19 protein-coding genes are annotated in these 20,953 nt (G+C 72.8%); 1 reads left to right on the plus strand and 18 read right to left on the minus strand.

Annotated elements, in window-relative coordinates; all coding sequences use genetic code 11:
* The 7 genes from ABT112_RS14145 to pyrR form a co-directional block, all read right to left on the minus strand.
* Positions 1 to 1,056: quinone-dependent dihydroorotate dehydrogenase (locus tag ABT112_RS14145; protein ID WP_351509162.1), on the minus strand; the 1,056-nt coding region annotated here is incomplete at its 3' end.
* A 254-nt stretch (positions 1,057 to 1,310) separates the two neighbouring features.
* Complete coding sequence (gene carB / locus ABT112_RS14150) at positions 1,311 to 4,622, minus strand: carbamoyl-phosphate synthase large subunit (protein WP_351509164.1); 3,312 nt, start codon at positions 4,620 to 4,622, stop codon at positions 1,311 to 1,313.
* Positions 4,615 to 5,760 (minus strand): glutamine-hydrolyzing carbamoyl-phosphate synthase small subunit, encoded by a 1,146-nt coding sequence (carA, locus tag ABT112_RS14155; protein WP_351509166.1) that lies wholly within the window; start codon positions 5,758 to 5,760, stop codon positions 4,615 to 4,617. Before carA ends, carB begins: the two co-directional genes overlap by 8 nt.
* Positions 5,757 to 6,353, minus strand: coding sequence for a PH-like domain-containing protein (locus ABT112_RS14160; protein WP_351509168.1), 597 nt, complete (start codon positions 6,351 to 6,353; stop codon positions 5,757 to 5,759). Before ABT112_RS14160 ends, carA begins: the two co-directional genes overlap by 4 nt.
* Positions 6,350 to 7,642 carry a dihydroorotase gene (locus ABT112_RS14165; protein ID WP_351509170.1) on the minus strand — a complete coding sequence of 431 codons (1,293 nt, stop codon included), beginning with the start codon at positions 7,640 to 7,642 and terminating at the stop codon, positions 6,350 to 6,352. Before ABT112_RS14165 ends, ABT112_RS14160 begins: the two co-directional genes overlap by 4 nt.
* Before the next feature lie 2 nt (positions 7,643 to 7,644).
* Positions 7,645 to 8,694, minus strand: a complete 1,050-nt coding sequence (locus ABT112_RS14170) for an aspartate carbamoyltransferase catalytic subunit (RefSeq protein WP_351509172.1) — start codon at positions 8,692 to 8,694, stop codon at positions 7,645 to 7,647.
* Positions 8,695 to 8,811: 117 nt separating this feature from the next.
* Positions 8,812 to 9,417, minus strand: coding sequence for a bifunctional pyr operon transcriptional regulator/uracil phosphoribosyltransferase PyrR (pyrR, locus tag ABT112_RS14175; RefSeq protein WP_351509173.1), 606 nt, complete (start codon positions 9,415 to 9,417; stop codon positions 8,812 to 8,814).
* A 227-nt stretch (positions 9,418 to 9,644) separates the two neighbouring features.
* Between pyrR and bldD the strand changes: the two genes are divergently transcribed.
* Complete coding sequence (bldD, locus tag ABT112_RS14180; protein WP_004948690.1) at positions 9,645 to 10,145, plus strand: transcriptional regulator BldD; 501 nt, start codon at positions 9,645 to 9,647, stop codon at positions 10,143 to 10,145.
* 250 nt (positions 10,146 to 10,395) lie between these two features.
* Here the strand turns inward: bldD and nusB are convergent, their stop codons facing one another.
* The 11 genes from nusB to ruvX form a co-directional block, all read right to left on the minus strand.
* The gene (gene nusB, locus ABT112_RS14185) at positions 10,396 to 10,824 is read right to left on the minus strand and encodes a transcription antitermination factor NusB (protein ID WP_351509176.1); all 429 of its coding nucleotides are present in this window, start codon (positions 10,822 to 10,824) and stop codon (positions 10,396 to 10,398) included.
* Positions 10,825 to 10,826: 2 nt separating this feature from the next.
* Positions 10,827 to 11,393, minus strand: a complete 567-nt coding sequence (gene efp, locus ABT112_RS14190) for an elongation factor P (protein WP_351509178.1) — start codon at positions 11,391 to 11,393, stop codon at positions 10,827 to 10,829.
* 62 nt (positions 11,394 to 11,455) lie between these two features.
* Positions 11,456 to 12,559 carry a M24 family metallopeptidase gene (locus ABT112_RS14195; protein ID WP_351509180.1) on the minus strand — a complete coding sequence of 368 codons (1,104 nt, stop codon included), beginning with the start codon at positions 12,557 to 12,559 and terminating at the stop codon, positions 11,456 to 11,458.
* Between the two features lie 404 nt (positions 12,560 to 12,963).
* Positions 12,964 to 13,929: an AAA family ATPase gene (locus tag ABT112_RS14200; RefSeq protein WP_351509182.1), complete on the minus strand. Its 966-nt coding sequence runs from the start codon at positions 13,927 to 13,929 to the stop codon at positions 12,964 to 12,966.
* Positions 13,930 to 14,196: 267 nt separating this feature from the next.
* The gene (aroQ, locus tag ABT112_RS14205) at positions 14,197 to 14,637 is read right to left on the minus strand and encodes a type II 3-dehydroquinate dehydratase (RefSeq protein WP_351509183.1); all 441 of its coding nucleotides are present in this window, start codon (positions 14,635 to 14,637) and stop codon (positions 14,197 to 14,199) included.
* Positions 14,634 to 15,725, minus strand: coding sequence for a 3-dehydroquinate synthase (aroB, locus tag ABT112_RS14210; RefSeq protein ID WP_351509186.1), 1,092 nt, complete (start codon positions 15,723 to 15,725; stop codon positions 14,634 to 14,636). Before aroB ends, aroQ begins: the two co-directional genes overlap by 4 nt.
* Positions 15,722 to 16,246 carry a shikimate kinase gene (locus ABT112_RS14215; protein WP_351509372.1) on the minus strand — a complete coding sequence of 175 codons (525 nt, stop codon included), beginning with the start codon at positions 16,244 to 16,246 and terminating at the stop codon, positions 15,722 to 15,724. The genes aroB and ABT112_RS14215 overlap by 4 nt, the downstream gene beginning before the upstream one ends.
* A gap of 44 nt (positions 16,247 to 16,290) precedes the next feature.
* Positions 16,291 to 17,475 (minus strand): chorismate synthase, encoded by a 1,185-nt coding sequence (aroC, locus tag ABT112_RS14220; protein ID WP_351509188.1) that lies wholly within the window; start codon positions 17,473 to 17,475, stop codon positions 16,291 to 16,293.
* A 202-nt stretch (positions 17,476 to 17,677) separates the two neighbouring features.
* On the minus strand, positions 17,678 to 18,535 hold the full coding sequence (locus tag ABT112_RS14225; protein ID WP_351509191.1) for a shikimate dehydrogenase: 858 nt from the start codon (positions 18,533 to 18,535) through the stop codon (positions 17,678 to 17,680).
* Positions 18,528 to 20,330 carry an endolytic transglycosylase MltG gene (mltG, locus tag ABT112_RS14230; protein WP_351509193.1) on the minus strand — a complete coding sequence of 601 codons (1,803 nt, stop codon included), beginning with the start codon at positions 20,328 to 20,330 and terminating at the stop codon, positions 18,528 to 18,530. The genes ABT112_RS14225 and mltG overlap by 8 nt, the downstream gene beginning before the upstream one ends.
* A gap of 120 nt (positions 20,331 to 20,450) precedes the next feature.
* Positions 20,451 to 20,915 (minus strand): Holliday junction resolvase RuvX, encoded by a 465-nt coding sequence (gene ruvX / locus ABT112_RS14235; protein ID WP_351509374.1) that lies wholly within the window; start codon positions 20,913 to 20,915, stop codon positions 20,451 to 20,453.
* Positions 20,916 to 20,953 lie beyond the last annotated feature (38 nt).

Consider the following 20,953-nt stretch of genomic DNA (forward strand, 5'->3'; position numbering starts at 1 on the left):
GGCGGCGAGGCGGGCGGCGAGGCCGCGGTGGATCTCCCGGCACCAGAAGGGGCCTTCGTAGATGAACGCGCTGTAGCCCTGGACGAGGGTGGCTCCGGCGAGGATGCGCTCCCAGACGTCGTCGGCGGTGGTGACGCCGCCGACGCCGATCAGGGTGATCCGGTCGCCGACCCGGGCGTAGAGCCGGCGCAGCACCTCCAGGGAGCGGGCCTTGACCGGGGCGCCGGACAGCCCGCCGGCCCCGATCCGCTCGATCTCCTGCGCGGAGGTGGCCAGGCCCAGGCCCTCGCGGGCGATGGTGGTGTTGGTGGCGATGATGCCGTCGAGGCCGAGCTCCAGGGCGAGGTCGGCGACGGCGTCGACGTCCTCGTCGGCCAGGTCCGGGGCGATCTTGACGAGCAGCGGGACACGGCGGTCGGTGACGGTGCGGTCGGCGGCCTCGCGCACCGCGGAGAGCAGCGGGCGCAAGTGGTCGACGGCCTGGAGGTTCCGCAGTCCGGGGGTGTTCGGCGACGAGACGTTGACGACCAGGTAGTCGGCGTGCGCGGCGAGGCGCTCGGTGGAGGTCACGTAGTCGGCGACGGCCTCCTCCTCGGGGACGACCTTGGTCTTGCCGATGTTGACGCCGACAGTGGTCGGGAAGACCGGGTTGCGGGCCGCGAGGCGGGCGGCCACCGCCGCCGACCCGTCGTTGTTGAAGCCCATCCGGTTGATCAGGGCGCGGTCCGGGATCAGTCGGAAGAGACGCTGCTTCGGGTTGCCGGGCTGGGGCTGCGCGGTGACCGTGCCGATCTCGACGTGGTCGAAGCCGAGCATCGCCATGCCGTCGATGGCCACGGCGTTCTTGTCGAAGCCGGCGGCCAGTCCGAAGGGGCCGTGCATCCGCCGGCCGAGGGCCGTGGTGCGCAGCGCCTTGTGGCGCGGGGCGAGCACGGCGGCGGCCAAGGTGCGCAGCACCGGGATGCGGGCGACGCGCCGGATCCAGCCGAAGGCCAGGTGGTGGGCCTGCTCGGGGTCCATCCGCCGGAAGAGCAGATCGAAGAGGAGACGGTACATGGGGTGCTTTCTGCGCGGGGCCGGGGTCTCCTGCGGAGCCCGCCGGAGGTGGGGACGGGTGAGCTCACGGAGACGGGTGAGCTCATGAAGAGGGGGACACCGGCCGGTGTCCCCCTCTCTCGGTGCCGGGGCCGCCCGGATCGGATCATGCCGGGCTCACGGGGCGCGGTGCCGCACCACGCCGGGCGGCGTCCGTCCTGGCTCCCGCCATGACGTCGCCTCCCCCGCGCGGTGCGGCACCGGGCCCGGCCCGATCAGACCTCGCGGGCCGCGGTCAGGTGTTGCGCGTGCTCCTGGAGGGAGCGGACGCCGATGTCGCCGCGGCTGAGCGCCTCGATGCCCTGGACCGCGGCGGCCAGCGCCTGCACGGTGGTCAGGCAGGGCACCCCGCGGGCCACGGCCGCCGTACGGATGTCGTAGCCGTCGAGGCGGCCGCCGGTGCCGTACGGGGTGTTGACGATCAGGTCCACCCGGCCGTCGTGGATGAGCTGGACGATGGTCCGCTCGCCGTCCGGGCCCTCGCCCTCGCTCTGCTTGCGCACGACGGTGGCGTTGATGCCGTTGCGCTTGAGGACCTCGGCGGTGCCGGAGGTGGCGAGGAGCTCGAAGCCCATGGCGACCAGCTCCCGCGCCGGGAAGATCATCGAGCGCTTGTCGCGGTTGGCGACGGAGACGAACGCCCGCCCCTTGGTGGGCAGCGCGCCGTACGCCCCGGCCTGCGACTTGGCGTACGCCGTGCCGAAGACCGTGTCGATGCCCATGACCTCGCCGGTGGAGCGCATCTCCGGGCCGAGGACGGTGTCCACACCGCGCCCCGAGGCGTCCCGGAAGCGGCTCCACGGCATCACGGCCTCCTTGACGGAGATCGGGGCGTCCAGCGGCAGCGTGCCGCCGTCCCCGGCCGTCGGGAGCAGGCCCTCGGCGCGCAGCTCGGCGATGGTCGCGCCCAGCGAGATCCGGGCGGCGGCCTTCGCCAGCGGCACGGCGGTCGCCTTGGAGGTGAACGGCACCGTGCGGGAGGCCCGCGGGTTGGCCTCGAGGACGTAGAGGATGTCCCCGGCCATGGCGAACTGGATGTTGATCAGTCCGCGGACGCCGACGCCCTTGGCGATGGCCTCGGTGGAGGCGCGGAGCCGCTTGATGTCGAAGCCGCCGAGGGTGATCGGGGGCAGCGCGCAGGCCGAGTCACCGGAGTGGATGCCGGCCTCCTCGATGTGCTCCATGACGCCGCCGAGGTAGAGCTCGTGGCCGTCGTAGAGGGCGTCCACGTCGATCTCGATGGCGTCGTCGAGGAACCGGTCGATGAGGACCGGGTGCTCGGAGATCAGTCCGGCGTGCCGCTCCAGGTACTCGGCCAGCGAGGGCTCGTCGTAGACGATCTCCATGCCGCGGCCGCCGAGGACGTAGGACGGGCGGACCATGACCGGGTAGCCGATCTCGGCGGCGATCTCCTTGGCCTCGTCGAAGGAGAACGCGGTGCCGTACTTCGGCGCGGGCAGCCCGGCGTCGGTCAGTACGCGGCCGAAGGCCCCGCGGTCCTCGGCGGCGTGGATCGCCTCCGGGGAGGTGCCGACGATCGGTACGCCGTTGTCCTTGAGCGCCTGGGCGAGACCCAGCGGGGTCTGGCCGCCGAGCTGGACGACGACGCCCGCGACCGGCCCGGCCTGCTGCTCGGCGTGGACGATCTCCAGGACGTCCTCCAGGGTGAGCGGCTCGAAGTACAGCCGGTCGGAGGTGTCGTAGTCGGTGGAGACGGTCTCCGGGTTGCAGTTGACCATCACGGTCTCGTAGCCCGCGTCGCTCAGCGCGAAGGAGGCGTGGACGCAGGAGTAGTCGAACTCGATGCCCTGGCCGATGCGGTTGGGGCCCGAGCCGAGGATGATCACGGCGGGCTTCTCGCGCGGCGCGACCTCGCTCTCCTCGTCGTAGGACGAGTAGAAGTACGGGGTCTTCGCGGCGAATTCGGCGGCGCAGGTGTCGACCGTCTTGTAGACGGGCCGGACGCCGAGGGCGTGCCGGACCTCGCGGACGACGTCCTCGCGCAGCGAGCGGATGCCGGCGACCTGAGCGTCGGAGAAGCCGTGCCGCTTGGCGTCGGCGAGCAGCTCGGGGCCGAGCTTGTCGGCCGCCGCGATGTCGTCCGCGATCTCCTTGATCAGGAAGAGCTGGTCGACGAACCACGGGTCGATCTTCGTGGCGTCGAAGACCTCCTGCGGGGTGGCGCCGGCCCGGATGGCCTGCATGACGGTGTTGATCCGGCCGTCGGTGGGCACCTCGGAGGCGAGCAGCAGCGCGCCCTTGTCCCCCGGGTCACCGGTGAACGCGAACTGGCTGCCCTTCTTCTCCAGCGAGCGCAGCGCCTTCTGCAGCGCCTCGGGGAAGTTCCGGCCGATGGCCATGGCCTCGCCCACCGACTTCATGGTGGTGGTGAGGGTGGCGTCGGCGGCGGGGAACTTCTCGAACGCGAACCGCGGCACCTTGACGACGACGTAGTCGAGCGCGGGCTCGAAGGACGCCGGGGTCTTCTCGGTGATGTCGTTGGGGATCTCGTCGAGGGTGTAGCCGACGGCGAGCCGGGCCGCGATCTTCGCGATCGGGAAGCCGGTGGCCTTGGAGGCCAGCGCGGAGGACCGGGAGACGCGCGGGTTCATCTCGATGACGATGACCCGGCCGTCCTCGGGGTTGACCGCGAACTGGATGTTGCAGCCGCCGGTGTCGACACCGACCTCGCGGATGACGGCGATGCCGACGTCGCGGAGGACCTGGTACTCGCGGTCGGTGAGCGTCATCGCCGGAGCGACGGTGATCGAGTCACCGGTGTGCACGCCCATCGGGTCGAAGTTCTCGATGGAGCAGACGACCACGACGTTGTCGTGCTTGTCGCGCATCAGCTCCAGCTCGTACTCCTTCCAGCCGAGGATGGACTCCTCCAGGAGCACCTCGGTGGTGGGCGAGAGCGTCAGGCCCTGGCCGGCGATCCGGCGCAGCTCCTCCTCGTCGTGGGCGAAGCCGGAGCCGGCGCCGCCCATGGTGAAGGAGGGGCGGACCACGACCGGGTAGCCGCCGAGCGTGTCGACGCCCGCGAGGACGTCGTCCATGCTGTGGCAGATGACCGAGCGGGCGGACTCGCCGTGGCCGATCTTGGCGTTGACGGCCTCGACGACCTCCTTGAACAGGTCGCGGTCCTCGCCCTTGTTGATCGCCTCGACGTTGGCGCCGATCAGCTCGACGCCGTACTTCTCGAGGGTGCCCGCCTCGTGCAGGGAGATGGCGGTGTTGAGCGCGGTCTGGCCGCCGAGGGTGGGCAGGAGCGCGTCGGGGCGCTCCTTGGCGATGATCTTCTCGACGTAGTCCGGGGTGATCGGCTCGACGTACGTGGCGTCGGCGATCTCCGGGTCGGTCATGATCGTCGCGGGGTTGGAGTTGACCAGGATGACGCGCAGGCCCTCGGACTTGAGGACGCGGCAGGCCTGGGTGCCGGAGTAGTCGAACTCGGCGGCCTGGCCGATGACGATCGGGCCGGAGCCGATGACCAGGACGGACTGGATGTCGGTGCGCTTAGGCACGCTGGCCCTCCATCAGGCTGACGAAGCGGTCGAACAGGTAGGCGGCGTCGTGCGGGCCTGCGGCTGCTTCGGGGTGGTACTGGACGCTGAACGCGGGCTGGTCGAGCAGCTGGAGTCCCTCGACGACCTGGTCGTTGAGGCAGACGTGGCTGACCTGGGCCCGGCCGTAGGGGGTGTCGGAGTCGCGGTCCAGCGGGGCGTCGACGGCGAAGCCGTGGTTGTGCGCGGTGACCTCGACCTTGCCGGTCGTGCGGTCCTGCACGGGCTGGTTGATGCCCCGGTGGCCGTACTTCAGCTTGAAGGTGCCGAAGCCGAGCGCGCGGCCGAGGATCTGGTTGCCGAAGCAGATGCCGAAGAGCGGGGTCTTCCGCTCCAGCACGCCCCGCATCACGGAGACCGGGTGGTCGGCGGTGGCCGGGTCGCCGGGGCCGTTGGAGAAGAACACGCCGTCCGGCTGGACCGCGTAGATGTCCTCGACGGTGGCGGTGGCGGGCAGGACGTGCACCTCGATGCCGCGCTCGGCCATCCGCTGCGGGGTCATGCCCTTGATGCCGAGGTCGACCGCGGCGACGGTGAAGCGCTTGGTGCCGACCGCCGGGACGACGTACGTCTCGGTGGTGGCGACCTCGGCGCTGAGGTCCGCGCCCTTCATCTGCGGCGCGGCCTGCACCCGGGCGAGCAGCGCCGCGTCGTCGGCGGACTCCAGGGCGGGGCCGGAGAAGATGCCGACCCGCATCGCGCCGCGCTCCCGCAGGTGGCGGGTGAGGGCGCGGGTGTCGATGCCGCTGATGCCGACGACGCCCTGCGCGGTGAGCTCCTCGTCCAGGGTGCGGACGGAGCGCCAGTTGGAGGGGATCCGGGCGGGGTCGCGCACGACGTAGCCGGAGACCCAGATCCTCGCGGACTCGGCGTCCTCGTCGTTGACGCCGGTGTTGCCGACGTGCGGGGCGGTCATGACGACGACCTGGCGGTGGTACGACGGGTCGGTCAGGGTCTCCTGGTAGCCGGTCATGCCGGTGGAGAAGACGGCCTCGCCGAAGGTCTCCCCCACGGCGCCGTAGGCACTGCCGCGGAAGGTACGGCCGTCCTCCAGGACGAGTACGGCGGGGGTCCTGTCCCCCCGGGTGGAGGTGGTCATCGTGCGCCTTCCTGGTGGTGCGGTTCGGCGACACCGGTGTCGCCGGAGAGTTCGTTCAGGGCTTCGACCCAGGCCGGGTGCTCGGCGGCGTGGTCGGAGCGGAAGCCGGAGTCGATCAGGGTGTCCGCGTGCTGCCAGGTGATCACCAGCAGCCCGCCCTCGGTGAGGACCTTGCCCGCGATGCCCTTGTCGAGCCGGGCGCCGCGCAGCGCGGCCACCGGGACGAAGAAGTCCTGGGCGCCGGGGCGGACCACGGCCAGGCCCTCGGGGTGCAGGGCCAGCTCGGCCCGGCTGCGGACGCCCAGGCCGTGGGCGACGATCCGGTCGAGCCACTGCCCGGCGGTGGTGCTGCCGTGGTAGCGCCCGCTGAGGGTGCGCAGCGGCTCGCCGACGGCGTCGGGCGCGGCCGGGAGCGCGGGGAGGCCGGACTGGAGCAGCCGGCGCCACTTCCAGCCCTCGCGCATCAGCCAGTAGACGAAGGCGATGAAGATCAGCAGGCCGACGACCCAGCCGATGCGCGCCGCCCAGTCGGTCACTTCCTGGGACTTCCGTTCGGCCGCGAGATCCGCGGCCAGAAGGGTCAGAGGTGTCACGCCAGCTTCCCGTCCACGACCGTCGCCCGGCCCCGCAGGAAGGTGTGGGTGACGCGTCCCGGCAGCTCACGGCCCTCGTAGGGGGTGTTGCGGCTGCGGGAGGCGAAGCCCGCGGGGTCCACCTCACCACGGTAAGCCGGATCGACCAGCGTCAGGTTGGCGGGCTCCCCCTCGGCGACCGGACGGCCGTGCCCCTGGAGGCGGCCGATCTCCGCCGGGCGGAACGACATCCGGTCGGCGACCTGGGCCCAGTCGAGCAGCCCGGTCTCGACCATGGTCTGCTGCACGACCGAGAGCGCGGTCTCCAGGCCGACCATGCCCATGGCCGCGGCGCCCCACTCGCAGTCCTTGTCCTCGTGCGGGTGCGGGGCGTGGTCGGTGGCGACGCAGTCGATCGTGCCGTCGGCGAGCGCCTCGCGCAGGGCGTGGACGTCGGCCTCGGTGCGCAGCGGCGGGTTCACCTTGTAGACCGGGTTGTAGGACCGGACCAGCTCGTCGGTGAGGAGCAGGTGGTGCGGGGTGACCTCGGCGGTCACGTTCCAGCCCTTGGACTTGGCCCAGCGGACGATCTCCACCGAGCCGGCCGTGGAGAGGTGGCAGATGTGCACCCGGGAGCCGACGTGCGCGGCGAGCAGCACGTCACGGGCGATGATCGACTCCTCGGCGACGGCCGGCCAGCCGCCGAGCCCCAGCTCCGCGGAGACCACGCCCTCGTTCATCTGGGCGCCCTCGGTCAGCCGGGGCTCCTGGGCGTGCTGGGCGACGACGCCGTCGAAAGCCTTCACGTACTCCAGCGCCCGGCGCATGATCACCGCGTCGTCCACGCACTTGCCGTCGTCGGAGAAGACCCGGACGCCGGCCGCGGACTCGTGCATCGCGCCGAGCTCGGCGAGCTGCTTGCCCTCCAGGCCGACGGTGACGGCGCCGACGGGCTGGACGTCGCAGTAGCCGGACTCCCGGCCGAGCCGCCAGACCTGCTCGACGACGCCGGCGGTGTCGGCGACCGGGAAGGTGTTGGCCATGGCGTGCACGGCGGTGAAGCCGCCGACGGCCGCGGCGCGGGTGCCGGTGGCGACGGTCTCGGAGTCCTCGCGGCCGGGCTCGCGCAGGTGGGTGTGCAGGTCGACGAGGCCGGGCAGCAGCACCTTCCCGGCGGCGTCGATCACGGTGACGTCGTCGCCGTCGGCGGTCAGGCCGGTGCCGACGGCCGCGATGACGCCGTCCGCGATGATCACGTCCTGCGGCTCGCCTCCGAGGATCTTCGCGCCGCGGATCAGGGTCTTGCTCATGGTTACTTGCTCTCCTCGGGGCGGGACTGCGGGGTGCTGACGGCCGGCTCGGAGCCGCCCAGCAGCAGGTAGAGGACGGCCATCCGGATGCTGACACCGTTGGCGACCTGCTCGACGGCGGTGCAGCGCACGGAGTCCGCGACCTCGGCGGTGATCTCCATGCCACGGTTCATCGGGCCGGGGTGCATCACGATGGCGTGATCGGGCATCCGCGCCATCCGGTCGGCGTCGAGGCCGTAGCGGCGGGAGTACTCGCGCTCGGTGGGGAAGAAGGCGGCGTTCATCCGCTCGCGCTGGACGCGCAGCATCATCACCGCGTCGGACTTCGGAAGCACCGCGTCCAGGTCGTAGCTGATCTCGCAGGGCCAGCTGCCGACGCCGATCGGCACCAGGGTGGGCGGCGCGACCAGGGTCACCTCGGCGCCCAGGGTGTGCAGCAGATGGACGTTGGAGCGGGCGACCCGGCTGTGCAGGACGTCGCCGACGATCGTGATGCGGCGGCCGGCCAGGTCGCGCCCGGTACCGTCTCCGGGGCCCCGGTGGTGGGTCGGGCCGCCGTCCGGGGCGCCGGCCAGGTGGCGGCGCATGGTGAAGGCGTCCAGCAGGGCCTGGGTGGGGTGCTCGTGGGTGCCGTCGCCGGCGTTGACCACGGAGCCGTTGATCCAGCCGGAGGTGGCCAGCCGGTGCGGGGCGCCGGAGGCGTGGTGGCGGATGACGACGGCGTCCGCGCCCATCGCCTCCAGGGTGAGCGCGGTGTCCTTCAGCGACTCGCCCTTGGAAACCGAGGACCCCTTGGCGGAGAAGTTGATGACATCGGCGGAGAGGCGCTTGGCGGCGGCCTCGAACGAGATGCGGGTGCGGGTCGAGTCCTCGAAGAAGAGGTTCACGACGGTACGGCCGCGCAGCGTCGGCAGCTTCTTGATCGGCCGGTCGGCGACCCGGGCCATCTCCTCGGCCGTGTCGAGGATCAGCACGGCGTCGTCGCGCGAGAGGTCGGCGGCCGAGACGAGGTGACCGGGGTTCCGGGGGCTCTCCCCGGGAAGGTGCAGCATCCGGAGTCTCCGTGGGTGAGGGAGGTGAACGGGGGTGCGCACGGGCAGCGGGCCGGAGCCCCGCCCGGAGTCCGCCGTGCCGGGGGCAGGAGGACGTACGGGAGGGACGGCGGGGCGCTACTGCCCGTCGGCGGCCGGAGCGGTGGCCTCGGCGTCCGCGGGCGCGGCGGGCCGGACGCCGAGGAGCACGCTGTCGCGGCCGTCCTCCTCGGTGAGCTGGACCTTGACCGTCTCGCGCAGCGATGTCGGGAGGTTCTTGCCGACGTAGTCGGCACGGATGGGGAGTTCGCGGTGGCCGCGGTCGACCAGGACGGCGAGCTGCACGCCGCGGGGGCGGCCGATGTCGCCGAGCGCGTCGAGCGCGGCGCGGATCGTCCGGCCGGAGAACAGCACGTCGTCGACGAGGACGACCAGCCGGCCGTCGATGTCGTCACCGGGGATCTCGGTGCGGGCGAGGGCACGGGCCGGGCGCAGTCGCAGGTCGTCCCGGTACATGGTGATGTCCAGGGAGCCGACGGGAACGGCGCGGCCGGTGATCGATTCGAGCTTGGCCGCGAGCCGACGGGCGAGGAAGACGCCGCGGGTCGGGATGCCGAGCAGCACCACGTCGTCGGCGCCCTTGGCACGTTCGACGATCTCGTGGGCGATGCGGGTGAGTACCCGCGCGATGTCCGGGGCCTCCAGCACGGGGCGTGCCGGTTCCGCGGTCTTGGGTGCGTCCATACGAAACGGACCTCCTTCTCCGCCTCACGGGACGGACTTTAAAGGACGTCGAAATTACGCCGCCCACGGTATCAGGGCCGAGGGACAGGCCGGGAGGCGGCCTCCCGGAGCCGACCCGGATCATGCCCGGACCCCGCCCGAGCTGCGGCCCGGACCATTCGGCTTGACGAGTGAGATTACGCTGCGTAACCTCACAGTGAGTTACCAGCCTTCGTCCGGGGAGCTATATGTCCAGCGAATACGCCAAACAGCTCGGGGCCAAGCTTCGCGCCATCCGCACCCAGCAGGGGCTCTCCCTGCACGGTGTCGAGGAGAAGTCTCAGGGCCGCTGGAAGGCCGTCGTCGTCGGTTCCTACGAGCGCGGCGACCGCGCGGTCACCGTGCAGCGCCTTGCCGAGCTGGCGGACTTCTACGGGGTGCCGGTGCAGGAGCTGCTGCCGGGAACCACGCCGGGCGGTGCCGCCGAGCCGCCGCCGAAGCTGGTACTGGACCTGGAGCGCCTGGCCCACGTGCCGGCCGAGAAGGCGGGCCCGCTGCAGCGCTACGCCGCCACGATCCAGAGCCAGCGAGGCGACTACAACGGCAAGGTCCTCTCGATCCGTCAGGACGACCTGCGCACGCTTGCCGTCATCTACGACCAGTCCCCCTCGGTGCTGACCGAGCAGCTCATCAGCTGGGGTGTGCTCGACGCCGACGCACGGCGTGCGGTGCAGCACGAGGACGCCTGACCCTCGTCGGCCACCGACCGGGCCCGCACGGGCCCGTCCGGCACCGCTGCAGAAACGTGCCGCCGCCGCGAGCGGAACCCTTCCGGGTCCCGCTCGCGGCGGCGGTTTCGCTTTTCCGGGGCGGTGCGGCTCTCGCTGTCGGTTCACCTGCCGGCGGTTCTCCCGGCTGCACCGCTCGCGGTCGCCGATATGCGTCCGGGCCCGGAGCGCAGTGCGCTCCGGGCCCGGTGACGGCCGTACGGCGGCGGGGCTACGCCCTGCGCAGCGACGGCTTGAGCTCCTTGAGACGGCCCAGCAGGCCGTTCACAAAGGCCGGGGAGTCATCGGTGGAGAACTCCTTGGCGAGCTGCACCGCCTCGTCGATCACCACCGCGTCCGGGACCTCGTCCTCCCAGATCAGCTCGTGGGCGCCGAGCCGCAGAATGTTGCGGTCCACCACGGGCATCCGGTCGAGCGTCCAGCCGACCGCATAGGTGGCGATGAGTTCGTCGATCCGGTCCGCGTGCTCCGCGTACCCCTCGACCAGCTGCATCGTGTACTCGTTGACCGGCGGCTGCCGGTCGTCGGTCCGGGCCAGCCGCATCCAGTCCGCGAGCACGGTCTGCACGGACGTACCGCGCTGGTCGGACTCGAACAGGATCTGGAAGGCCCGCTTGCGGGCCTTGTTCCGGGCCGCCACGGTTACTTGTTCACCCGGCCGAGGTAATCGCCGGAACGGGTGTCCACCTTGATCTTCTCACCGGAGGTGATGAAGAGCGGGACCGCGATCTCGTAGCCGGTCTCCAGGCGGGCCGGCTTGCTGCCGCCGGTGGAACGGTCACCCTGCACACCGGGCTCGGTGTACTCGATCACGAGCTCGACCGAGGCCGGGAGCTCGATGTAGAGCGGGGCGCCCTCGTACATGGCGACCACGGCCTCGAAGCCCTCGAGCAGGAAGCGGGCGGCGTCGCCCACGACCTCCGGCGTGATCTGGATCTGGTCGTAGGTCTCCGTGTCCATGAACACGAAGTCGCTGCCGTCCTTGTACGAGAACTGCATGCCGCGCTTGTCGACGTTGGCCGTTTCGACCTTCACGCCGGCGTTGAAGGTCTTGTCGACCACCTTGCCGGAGAGCACGTGCTTCAGCTTGGTGCGGACGAAGGCAGGGCCCTTGCCGGGCTTGACGTGCTGGAACTCGACAACGGACCAGAGCTGGCCCCCGTCGAGCTTGAGCACCATGCCGTTCTTGAGGTCGTTCGTGGATGCCACGGTTGCGGAATCTCCTGGACTGAAGCTGGTGGAACCAAAGGTGCGCGCCAGAACCCTAGGGCTCAGAGCGCGAGCAGCTCTTTGGTCGTGATGGTGAGTAGCTCGGGTCCGCCGTCCGCCTCGGGGCGGACGACGAGCGTGTCGTCGATCCGGACACCGCCCCGCCCCGGGAGGTGGACCCCCGGTTCGACGGTGACCGGCACACAAGCGTCCAGTTTACCCATGGCCGCGGGCGACAGCTCAGGGTCCTCGTGGTTTTCCAGTCCCACACCGTGTCCGGTCGACGGGGCGAGGTGCTCACCGTAACCGCCATCGAGCAGCATCTGCCGGGCCGCGCGGTCGACCTCGCAGTACGCGGCACCGGGCGCGAGCGCCTCCCGTCCGGCCCGCTGAGCGGCGAAGACGAGGTCGTACAGCTCGATCTGCCAGGTCGCGGGGGTGCTGCCGATGACGAACGTCCGGCCCAGCTCGCTGCGGTAGCCGCGGTAGTTCGCGCCGAGGCAGACGCAGAGGAAGTCGCCCTCCTCGACGCGCCGGTCGGTGGGCAGGTGCCCGGCAGCGCCGGCGTGCGGCCCGGTGGCGACGGAGGTGGGGAAGGCCGGGCCGTCGGCACCGTGGTCGACCAGCCGGCGCTCCAGCTCCAGGGCGAGGTGCCGCTCGGTGCGTCCCACCAGGATCGACTCCAGCAGCTCCCCCAGCGCCTGGTCGGCGATCTCGGCCCCGATCCGCAGACAGGCGATCTCCTCGTCGTCCTTGATCAGCCGCTGCTGCTCCACGGCGGTGCCCAGGTCGGTCAGCCGGAGCCGGGGGGCCACCGCCGCCAGGGCGCGGTGCCGCGCCACGGTGAGGTGGTGCTCCTCCAGCGCGAGGCTCTCGGCGCCCGCCGCGGCGGCGAGCCGTGCGGCGGCGACGGCGGCGTCCTCGCCGGGGGCGGGGAGCACGAGCAGCCGCAGGTCCTCGGTGACGCGGCCCTCGGCGGGGTCGCCGGAGGGCGTGTCCGGGCAGAGCAGCACGTCCTCGTCGGGCCCCAGGAGCAGCGCAGCCGCGTGCGGCGCACCACCGGCGAGGTACCGCACGTTGGGGGGACGGGAGACGAGCACGGCGGCCCGGCCGACAGCGCACCGGTCGCGCAGCTTCGAGCGCCTGGCCGCGTGCACATCCGACATGATTCGAGCGTACGAGGAGACGGTGGCCCCGGCCGCTCCGGTGCGTCCGGACGGGCGGCACGGGCGCGGCCGCTCATGCGGAGGGCGGATCGGGGCGGAGCCGTCCGGGTGGAGGAGGGGGAGCGCGGCGGGGCCGGCCTGATGGAGGAGGCGGAGCGCGGCGGGGCCGGGCGGAGCGGACAGAGCAGGGCGAGGCCGACCCCACGGAGCGCAGCAGGGCGGCGCGGGCCCGTCACGTACGGGGCCGGGCGTGACGACCCTACGGAGCGCAGCAGGCCGCGCAGGCCGTCCCGTACCGGGCGTGCGGGCGGTGCCGACCCCGGCCGGGCCCCGTCCCGTGCCGGCGGTGTCCGGGCCGCACCGGGCCCGGGGAGGACGGGACCGCCCCGCCCCTCGCCGCTGGGCTACCAGCTCGGCGGGCTGGCGAGGCTCCGGGACAGGACGTCGTCCAGCAGGCGGGCCGTCGTGTCCACGTCGAGCTGGGAGTTGTCGATGATGGGCAGCCCCGAGCCGTACCAGCCGGCCATCTTGCCGTGGATCATGGCCACCTCCTCGTCGGAGAGTCTGCGGTTGCCGGTGCGCTCGGCGTTCCGCTCCAGGACGATCTCCAGGCCCGGCAGCAGGACGACCGGCAGGAGCCCGGGCCCCACATGCCGCTTCCAGCCGCCGAGGCCCACCGTGGGGCGGTCCGGGAAGACGGCGTCGTCGAGGATGCAGGAGATGCCGTTGGCGAGGAAGTTCCGGGCCGCGAAGCCGCAGGTGCGGCGGGCGAGACGGTACTGCGCCTCGGAGTTGTCGTTCCATCCGGACTGCGGGTCGGCGAAGCCGGAGCGGACCCATTCACGGACGTCGTCGAGGCTGATGTGCGCGGTCGGCACCCGGCGGGTGTCCGCCCAGTGGCGGGCCACCGTGGTCTTCCCGGCGCCGGCCGGACCTATGAGGAGCACCGCGACGGGCGCATGGGTCACATCGGCGACGGCGCTGCCCGCCGCCGGGCCGGGTATCGGCACCGGGGCGCCGGCCGGGAGCCGGATGTGCCCGGTGCTCTCGGACGGCGGCACGGAGGCGTGCCGGGCCGGTGCCTGCGGTGCCGGCGCGGGAGGCCCGGGCGGCTGCGGAACGGGCCCGCCGCCCGGCCAGCCCGGCTGCGGTCCGGGCGCCGGATGGGGCGGCACCGGTTGCGGCGGGACGGGCGGCCCCTGCTCGGGGTGGGGCTGCCCCGGGTGCGGAACGCCCGGATGGTGCGCACCCGGGTGCACCGGCGCGGCCTGCTCGTGGCCCTGCCCCGGGGGGACCGGCCCCCAGCCGGAGGCGGCCGGCGGGTGGGATCCGTGGGGCGGCGGCAGCGGAGCCCCCATCGTGTGCTGCATCCGCTGACTCTCCGTCTCGTGCAGGCAACTGGCGCGTGGTCGAGCGGCCTTGCGGGCCGCCCGGCCGGAGCGCCGGGCGCACGGCACCCGGTGGACCGGCCGGACGGACCGTGAACTGGTCGCCGGTGCCCCCGGTTTCCACCGGAAGCATCAGAACCGTACCCTTCCCGGCCGCTCGCCGGGTGAACGGCCGAGGGCCCACGGGAGTGCCCGGACCTGCGGGCAGGCCGCCGGAGGGAGCTTCCGGGCCGTCGGACGGACGTGCCGTCAGCCGGCCACTTCCTCCGCCAGCGCGCGCAGCGCCAGCCGGTACGAGCCGATGCCGAAGCCCGCGACGGTCCCCGAGGCGACGGCCGCGACGACCGAGGTGTGCCGGAACTCCTCACGCGCGTACGGGTTGGAGATGTGCACCTCGACGAGCGGGGCGGTGCGCTGCGCCGCCGCGTCCCGCATCGCGTACGAATAGTGCGTGAAAGCGCCGGGGTTGAGCACCACGGGGACCGAGCCGTCCGCGGCCTCGTGCAGCCACCGGACCATCTCGCCCTCGTCGTTGGTCTCCCGCACCTCGACCGCGAAGTCCAGCTCCTTGCCGAGCCGCGAGCACTCCTCGACCAGCCCGGCGTAGGAGGTGGCGCCGTAGACGTCGGGCTCGCGGGAGCCCAGCCGGCCCAGGTTCGGGCCGTTGAGCACCAGCACCCGCCGGGTCACTTGGAGACCTCCGCGTAGGCGGCGGCCAGCACGGCCGGGTCCGGGCCCTCCAGGACGGTCGGCTTGCCGAGGCCGTCGAGGACGATGAAGCGCAGCAGGTCGCCGCGGGACTTCTTGTCGACCTTCATGGTCTCCAGCAGCTTGGGCCACTGGTCGCCGCGGTAGGCCAGCGGCAGCCCGACGGACTCCAGGACGGTGCGGTGCCGGTCGGCCGTGGCGTCGTCCAGGCGTCCGGCGAGACGGCCCAGCTCGGCCGCGAACACCATGCCGATGGAGACCGCCGCGCCGTGCCGCCAGTTGTAGCGCTCGTTCTTCTCGATCGCGTGCGCCAGGGTGTGGCCGTAGTTGAGGATCTCCCGCAGGCCGGACTCCTTGAGGTCGGAGGAGACCACATCGGCCTTGACCCGGATCGACCGCTCGATGAGCTCGGCGGCGTGCCGGCCCCCGGGCGTACGGGCCGCGGCCGGGTCCTCCTCGATCAGGTCCAGGATCACCGGATCCGCGATGAACCCGGCCTTGATGATCTCGGCGAGCCCGCTGATGTAGTCGTTGACGGGCAGCGAGTCGAGGCTGGCGAGGTCGCACAGCACGCCGGACGGCGGGTGGAAGGCGCCGACCAGGTTCTTGCCCTCGGCGGTGTTGATGCCGGTCTTGCCACCGACGGCGGCGTCGACCATGCCCAGCACCGTGGTCGGCACTGCGACCCAGCGCACCCCGCGCAGCCAGGTGGCCGCGACGAAGCCCGCGAGGTCGGTGGTGGCCCCGCCGCCGACGCCGACGATCACATCGGTGCGGGTGAAGCCGGTCTGCCCGAGCGCCTTCCAGCAGTACGCGGCGACCTCGACGGTCTTGGACTCCTCGGCGTTGGGCAGCTGGATGGCGATGGCCTCGTAGCCCTGGTTCGCCAGATCCTCGCGCAGTGCCTCGCCGGTGGCCGCCAGCGCCTCGGGGTGCAGCACCGCGACCCGCTTGGCGCCGCGCCCGATGAGCCCGGGGAGCTCGCCGAGCAGCTGACGGCCGACCAGCACCTCGTAGGGGTCCGTCCCCGCGGTGCCGCCGACCTGGATACGCGTGGGGGTCTCGCTCATGCCTTCTTCTCCTGGCTGGGGGTCCGGGGAGTGCCCTCCGCGGGGCGCCGCAACTCCAGTGCGTCGAGCACCGCTTCGGCGACCTCCTCGGGGGTGCGGTCGTCCGTGCCCACGACCACGCGGGCGACTTCGGTGTAGAGCGGGCGGCGCCGCTCCATCAGCTCGCGCCAGGTCTGCCGCGGATTGACGGCGAGCAGCGGGCGGGGGGCGTTGAGACCGACGCGCTTGACGGCCTCGCTCACCCCCACGTCGAGGAAGACGACGGGCAGCCCGGTGAGCAGGGCGCGCGTGCCCTCGTCCAGGACGGCGCCGCCGCCCAGCGCGAGGACGCCGCGGTGTTCGGCCACGGCCGTGCCGACGGCCGTCCGCTCCAGCGCGCGGAAGTGCGGCTCCCCGCTGTCGATGAAGATCTCCGGGATGGCGCGGCCCGCGGTCCGCTCGATGTCGTCGTCGGTGTCGCGGTAGCCGAGGCCGAGCCGGTCCGCGAGGATCCGGCCGACGGTCGACTTCCCGACGCCCATGGGGCCGACCAGGACGACGGCCGGGCCCGGCGCCGCGGTCCCGCTCACCGGATCGCCAGGTGGTCGAGGAAGTTCTGCACATTGCGGCGGGTCTCGGTCACCGAGTCGCCGCCGAACTTCTCCGCCACGGCGTCGGCCAGGACCAGGGCCACCATCGCCTCGGCGACGATGCCCGCCGCCGGGACGGCGCAGACGTCCGAGCGCTGGTGGTGGGCCTGGGTGGCCTCACCGGTGGCGACATCGACGGTGGCCAGCGCCCGCGGCACGGTGGCGATGGGCTTCATCGCCGCCCGGACCCGCAGCAGTTCGCCGGTGGTCAGGCCGCCCTCGGTGCCGCCGGAGCGGCCCGTGGTGCGCCGGATGCCGTCGTCGGTGCCGACGATCTCGTCGTGGGCCTGGGAGCCGGGGACACGCGCCAGGTCGAAGCCGTCGCCGACCTCGACGCCCTTGATGGCCTGGATGCCCATCAGCGCGCCGGCCAGCCGGGCGTCGAGGCGGCGGTCCCAGTGCACGTGCGAGCCCAGGCCGACGGGAACGCCGTAGGCCAGCACCTCGACGACGCCGCCGAGGGTGTCACCGTCCTTGTGGGCCTGGTCGATCTCGGCGACCATCGCCTCGCTGGCGGCCACGTCGAGGCAGCGCACCGGGTCGGCGTCCAGCTTCTCCACGTCGGCGGGGACCGGCAGCACGCCGTACGGAGCCTTGGCCGCGGCCAGCTCCACCACATGGCTGACGATCTCGATGCCCGCGGTCTCCTTGAGGTAGGACCGGGCGACCGTGCCGAGGGCGACGCGGGCGGCGGTCTCCCGGGCGGAGGCCCGCTCCAGGATGGGCCGCGCCTCGTCGAAGCCGTACTTCTGCATGCCCGCCAGGTCTGCGTGGCCGGGGCGGGGCCGGGTGAGCGGGGCGTTGCGGGCCAGCTCCGCGAGCTCGTCGGGGTCGACCGGGTCGGCCGCCATGACCTTTTCCCACTTGGGCCACTCGGTGTTGCCCACCATGACCGCGACCGGGGAACCGAGGGTGAGGCCGTGCCGGACACCGCCGATGAACGTGACCTCGTCGCGCTCGAACTTCATCCGCGCGCCGCGCCCATAGCCGAGCCGCCGCCGGGCCAGCGCGTCCGCCACCATCTCCGTGGTGATCGGTACGCCGGCGGGGAGACCCTCCAGCGTCGCGACGAGTGCGGGGCCGTGCGACTCCCCCGCGGTCAGCCAGCGCAACCTGCTCAACGATGCTCCTCATGCCCGTGCCTCGGTGTGGGGCGCAGCCGGGGGCGGCTCACCCAGCGTGGCTGGTGGTACCCGGTCCCCGGTACGCCACCTCCGATCCTCCCACGTCGACGGCCGCGGGCCGGACGCCGGTCCATCAGGCGGACCACGGGTGACCACCGGCACGACCCGGCACGCGGGCCCCGGACAGAGGCGGAACGGTTCAGTCCGCCGGGGTCTCCGGCCGGGCGGCGAGGGCCCGCTCCCCGGCGGCGCGCATGGCGGCCAGCGGCGCCGGCACATGGCCGGTCATGCGCTGGACCTGGAGGACGGCCTGGTGGACGAGGAGGTCCAGGCCACCGACGACCTCGCCGCCGCGCGCCGACCAGGAAGCGGCGAGCGCGGTCGGCCAGGGCTCGTAGAGCACGTCGAACAGGGTGCCGGGACGGTCGGGGACGGCCGCGGCGAGGGCGTCGGTGGTACCGGCCGGGGTGGTGGCCACGACCAGCGGCGCGCCGAGCCCCTCGGCCGCGCGGGACCAGTCCGCCGTCCGCAGGTCCACGCCGAGCCGCTCGCCCCAGCGCCGCATCTCGGCCGCCCGGGCCTCGCTGCGCACATACGCGGTGACCTCGCCGAGGCAGATCCGGGAGAGCGCCGCGAGCGCGGAGGAGGCGGTGGCTCCGGCGCCGAGCACCGACGCCCGCTCCACCTTCTCCACCCCGTGTTCGCGCAGCGCCGCCAGCATGCCGGGGATGTCGGTGTTGTCGCCGTGCCGTCGGCCGTCCGCGCCGAAGACCACGGTGTTGACGGCCTCGACGGAGGCGGCCGTCTCACTGATGTCGTCCAGCAGCGGGATGACCACCCGCTTGAGCGGCATGGTCAGGGACAGCCCGGCCCAGTCGCCCTCCGGGAGCTCGTCCAGGAAGGCGGCGAGCCCGAGCTCGGCCACCTCGAAGCGGTCGTACGTCCAGCCGTCCAGGCCCAGGGCCTCGTAGGCGGCGCGGTGCAGGACCGGGGAGAGCGAGTGCGCGACCGGCGAGCCGAGGACCGCGGCGCGCCGGCCCGTCGGACGGTCAGCCACGGCCGGCCGCCCTGTCCTCGCGCCGGCTCTTGTTGAACTCCTCGACCAGCCGGTTGTGTTCCTCCAGCGTGCTGGCGAACTTCGTCTTCCCCTTGATGGCGACGAAGTAGTACCAGTCGCCGGACTCGGGGTTGAGTGCCGCGTTCAGGGCCTCGATGCCGGGGTTCCCGATCGGACCGGGCGTCAGGCCCTTGTAGAAGTAGGTGTTGTACGGGTCGTCGTACCGGCGGAGCTCCGCGGGGTCCAGATCGAGCTTGCTCTGGCCCTTCAGGTAGTTGTAGGTGGAGTCGAACTCCAGACGCCCGTTGGTCTCGGTGTTGCCCGGCTTCAGCCGGTTGTAGACCACCCGTGACATCTTGCGGAAGTCGGCGTCGGTCTTGCCCTCGGCCTGGACCAGGCTGGCCACGGTGACGACGTCCAGCGGCGACTTGAGCCCCAGCTTCCGGGCGTCGCCCGCCAGGTCGTGCTTGGCGTACTCCTTCTTGGCGCGGCTCACCATCTGCCGCAGCACGTCCACCGGCTTGGTGCCCTCGGCCGCGCTGTACCGGGAGGGGTAGAGGAAGCCCTCGAGGGGGTCCTTGATGTCCGGGTCGTCGTCGGCCCACTCGGGGAGCCCGAGCTTGTCGGCCTGCTTCGCGGCGACCTTCTTGGTGGTGCCGGCCGGCACGTCGAGCTTCTTGTCGACGGCCGCGTAGATCGCGGGGGCCCGGCTGCCCTCGGGGACGATGAGCGCGTTGAAGCTCGCCGGGTCCGTCATCATCGTGACGGCTTCCGCGCCGGACATCTTCTTGTGCAGCACATAGACGCCGGGCTGGATGTGCTTGCCCTTGGGGTTCGCCTCCTGCGCCTCGACGAAGGCGCCGGCGCTCTTCACGACGCCCGCTTTCTGCAGAATGCCGCCCATCTCCTGGCCGAGGGCGCCCTCCGGGATCTCGACCTGCACCGTGCCGGTGCCCTGGCCCGAGTAGTCCGGTGCCGGGCCGAAGTGCTCCTGCCAGAAGTCGTAGCCCAGATAGCCGACGCCGCCGAGGACGCCCACCAGGATCACCCCGGTGAGCAGGCAGGCCGTCCCGCTGCGGCGTTTGGGACGGTCACGGCGGTCGGCGTCGTCGGAGTCCGCGCCGCCGGGCTCGTCGTCGCCCTCGACGTACCGGCCGCGGCCGCGCTCCCGGCCCTCCTGCCCGGCGAAGAAGGGGTGCTCCTCCCGCGGCTCGGGCGCCGGCCCGGCTTCCGGTCCGGGCTCCGCCCCGGGGTCCGGCCCCGGGCCGTCGGCCTGCTGGGGCTCGAACGACGGGGGTTCGAACGGCTGGGTCTCGTGCGGCTGCCCCGGGTACTGCTGAGGCCCGCCGTACGGCTCCTCCTGGTACGGCTGCTCCTCCGGGTACGGCCGGCCGGGGTGCCCCGGCTCCGCGTACGGCGGCTGCCCCGGGTGGCCGGGCTGCGGCGGGTAGGCGCCGGGGGTGCCGTAGAGGTCGGGGCGCTCGCCCGGGTACGGGCCGGACGGCGCGGGGCCGTACGGGTCACCCTGGTCGCCGCCGTACGCCATGCCCGTCGTCCGCGCCGGGTCCCACCCGTACTGCTGATCGCCGTACGGCTGCTGGGCGTACTGCTGCTGCCCCGCGCCCGGACCGTACTGCTGCGCGCCGTCGTCCCACTGCGGCTGCTGGTAGTGCTGCCCGCCGTCGTACGGCCCCGGGGCACCGCCCTGGGGCTGCTGCCCGTTCCACCCGTCCCCGTACAGCGGGTCGTCGGGGTGCCAGGGTTCGGAGCCTGGGCCCCGGCCGTACTCAGTCATCGATCCCCTTGCGCCGCGAGACGGCTCCCGGTACGCCTTCTGTGCGGGCGTCCGGTCCGCCTCTTATCCGTGGCGGCCATGGAGCGCCGCCGCGTCGCGCGGAACGTTACCGTATCGCGATCAGATGACCACTTCGACGCCCTCCCCCGGAGCTTCACCTGATGTCCGCTCGGTCTCCAGCGCGTTCTGCAGGATGATCACGGCGGCGGCCTGGTCGACGACCTTGCGGCCCTTCTTGGAGCTGACGCCCGAGGCCCGGAGCCCCTGGGCGGCCGTCACCGTGGTCATCCGCTCGTCCACCAGGCGTACCGCCACCGGGGCGATCCGCCGCGCCAGGTCCTGGGCGAAGGCCCTGACCTTGGCGGCGGCCGGGCCCTCCCCGCCGCTGAGCGAACGGGGAAGGCCCACCACGACCTCGATCGGCTCGTACTCCTCGACGATCGCCGCGAGCCGCCGCTGGGCCGCCGGGATGTCGCGCCCCGGAACGGTCTCCACCGGGGTGGCGAGGACCCCGTCGGGGTCGCACGAGGCGACCCCGATCCGGGCGTCCCCGACATCGACGGCGATCCGCCGGCCGCGGCGCATGGCCCGAGTCTCCGTCATGCCGCTTCCGCCACCCGTCC

Source organism: Streptomyces sp. NPDC002055 (genome assembly GCF_040296705.1).
Taxonomy (GTDB): domain Bacteria; phylum Actinomycetota; class Actinomycetes; order Streptomycetales; family Streptomycetaceae; genus Streptomyces.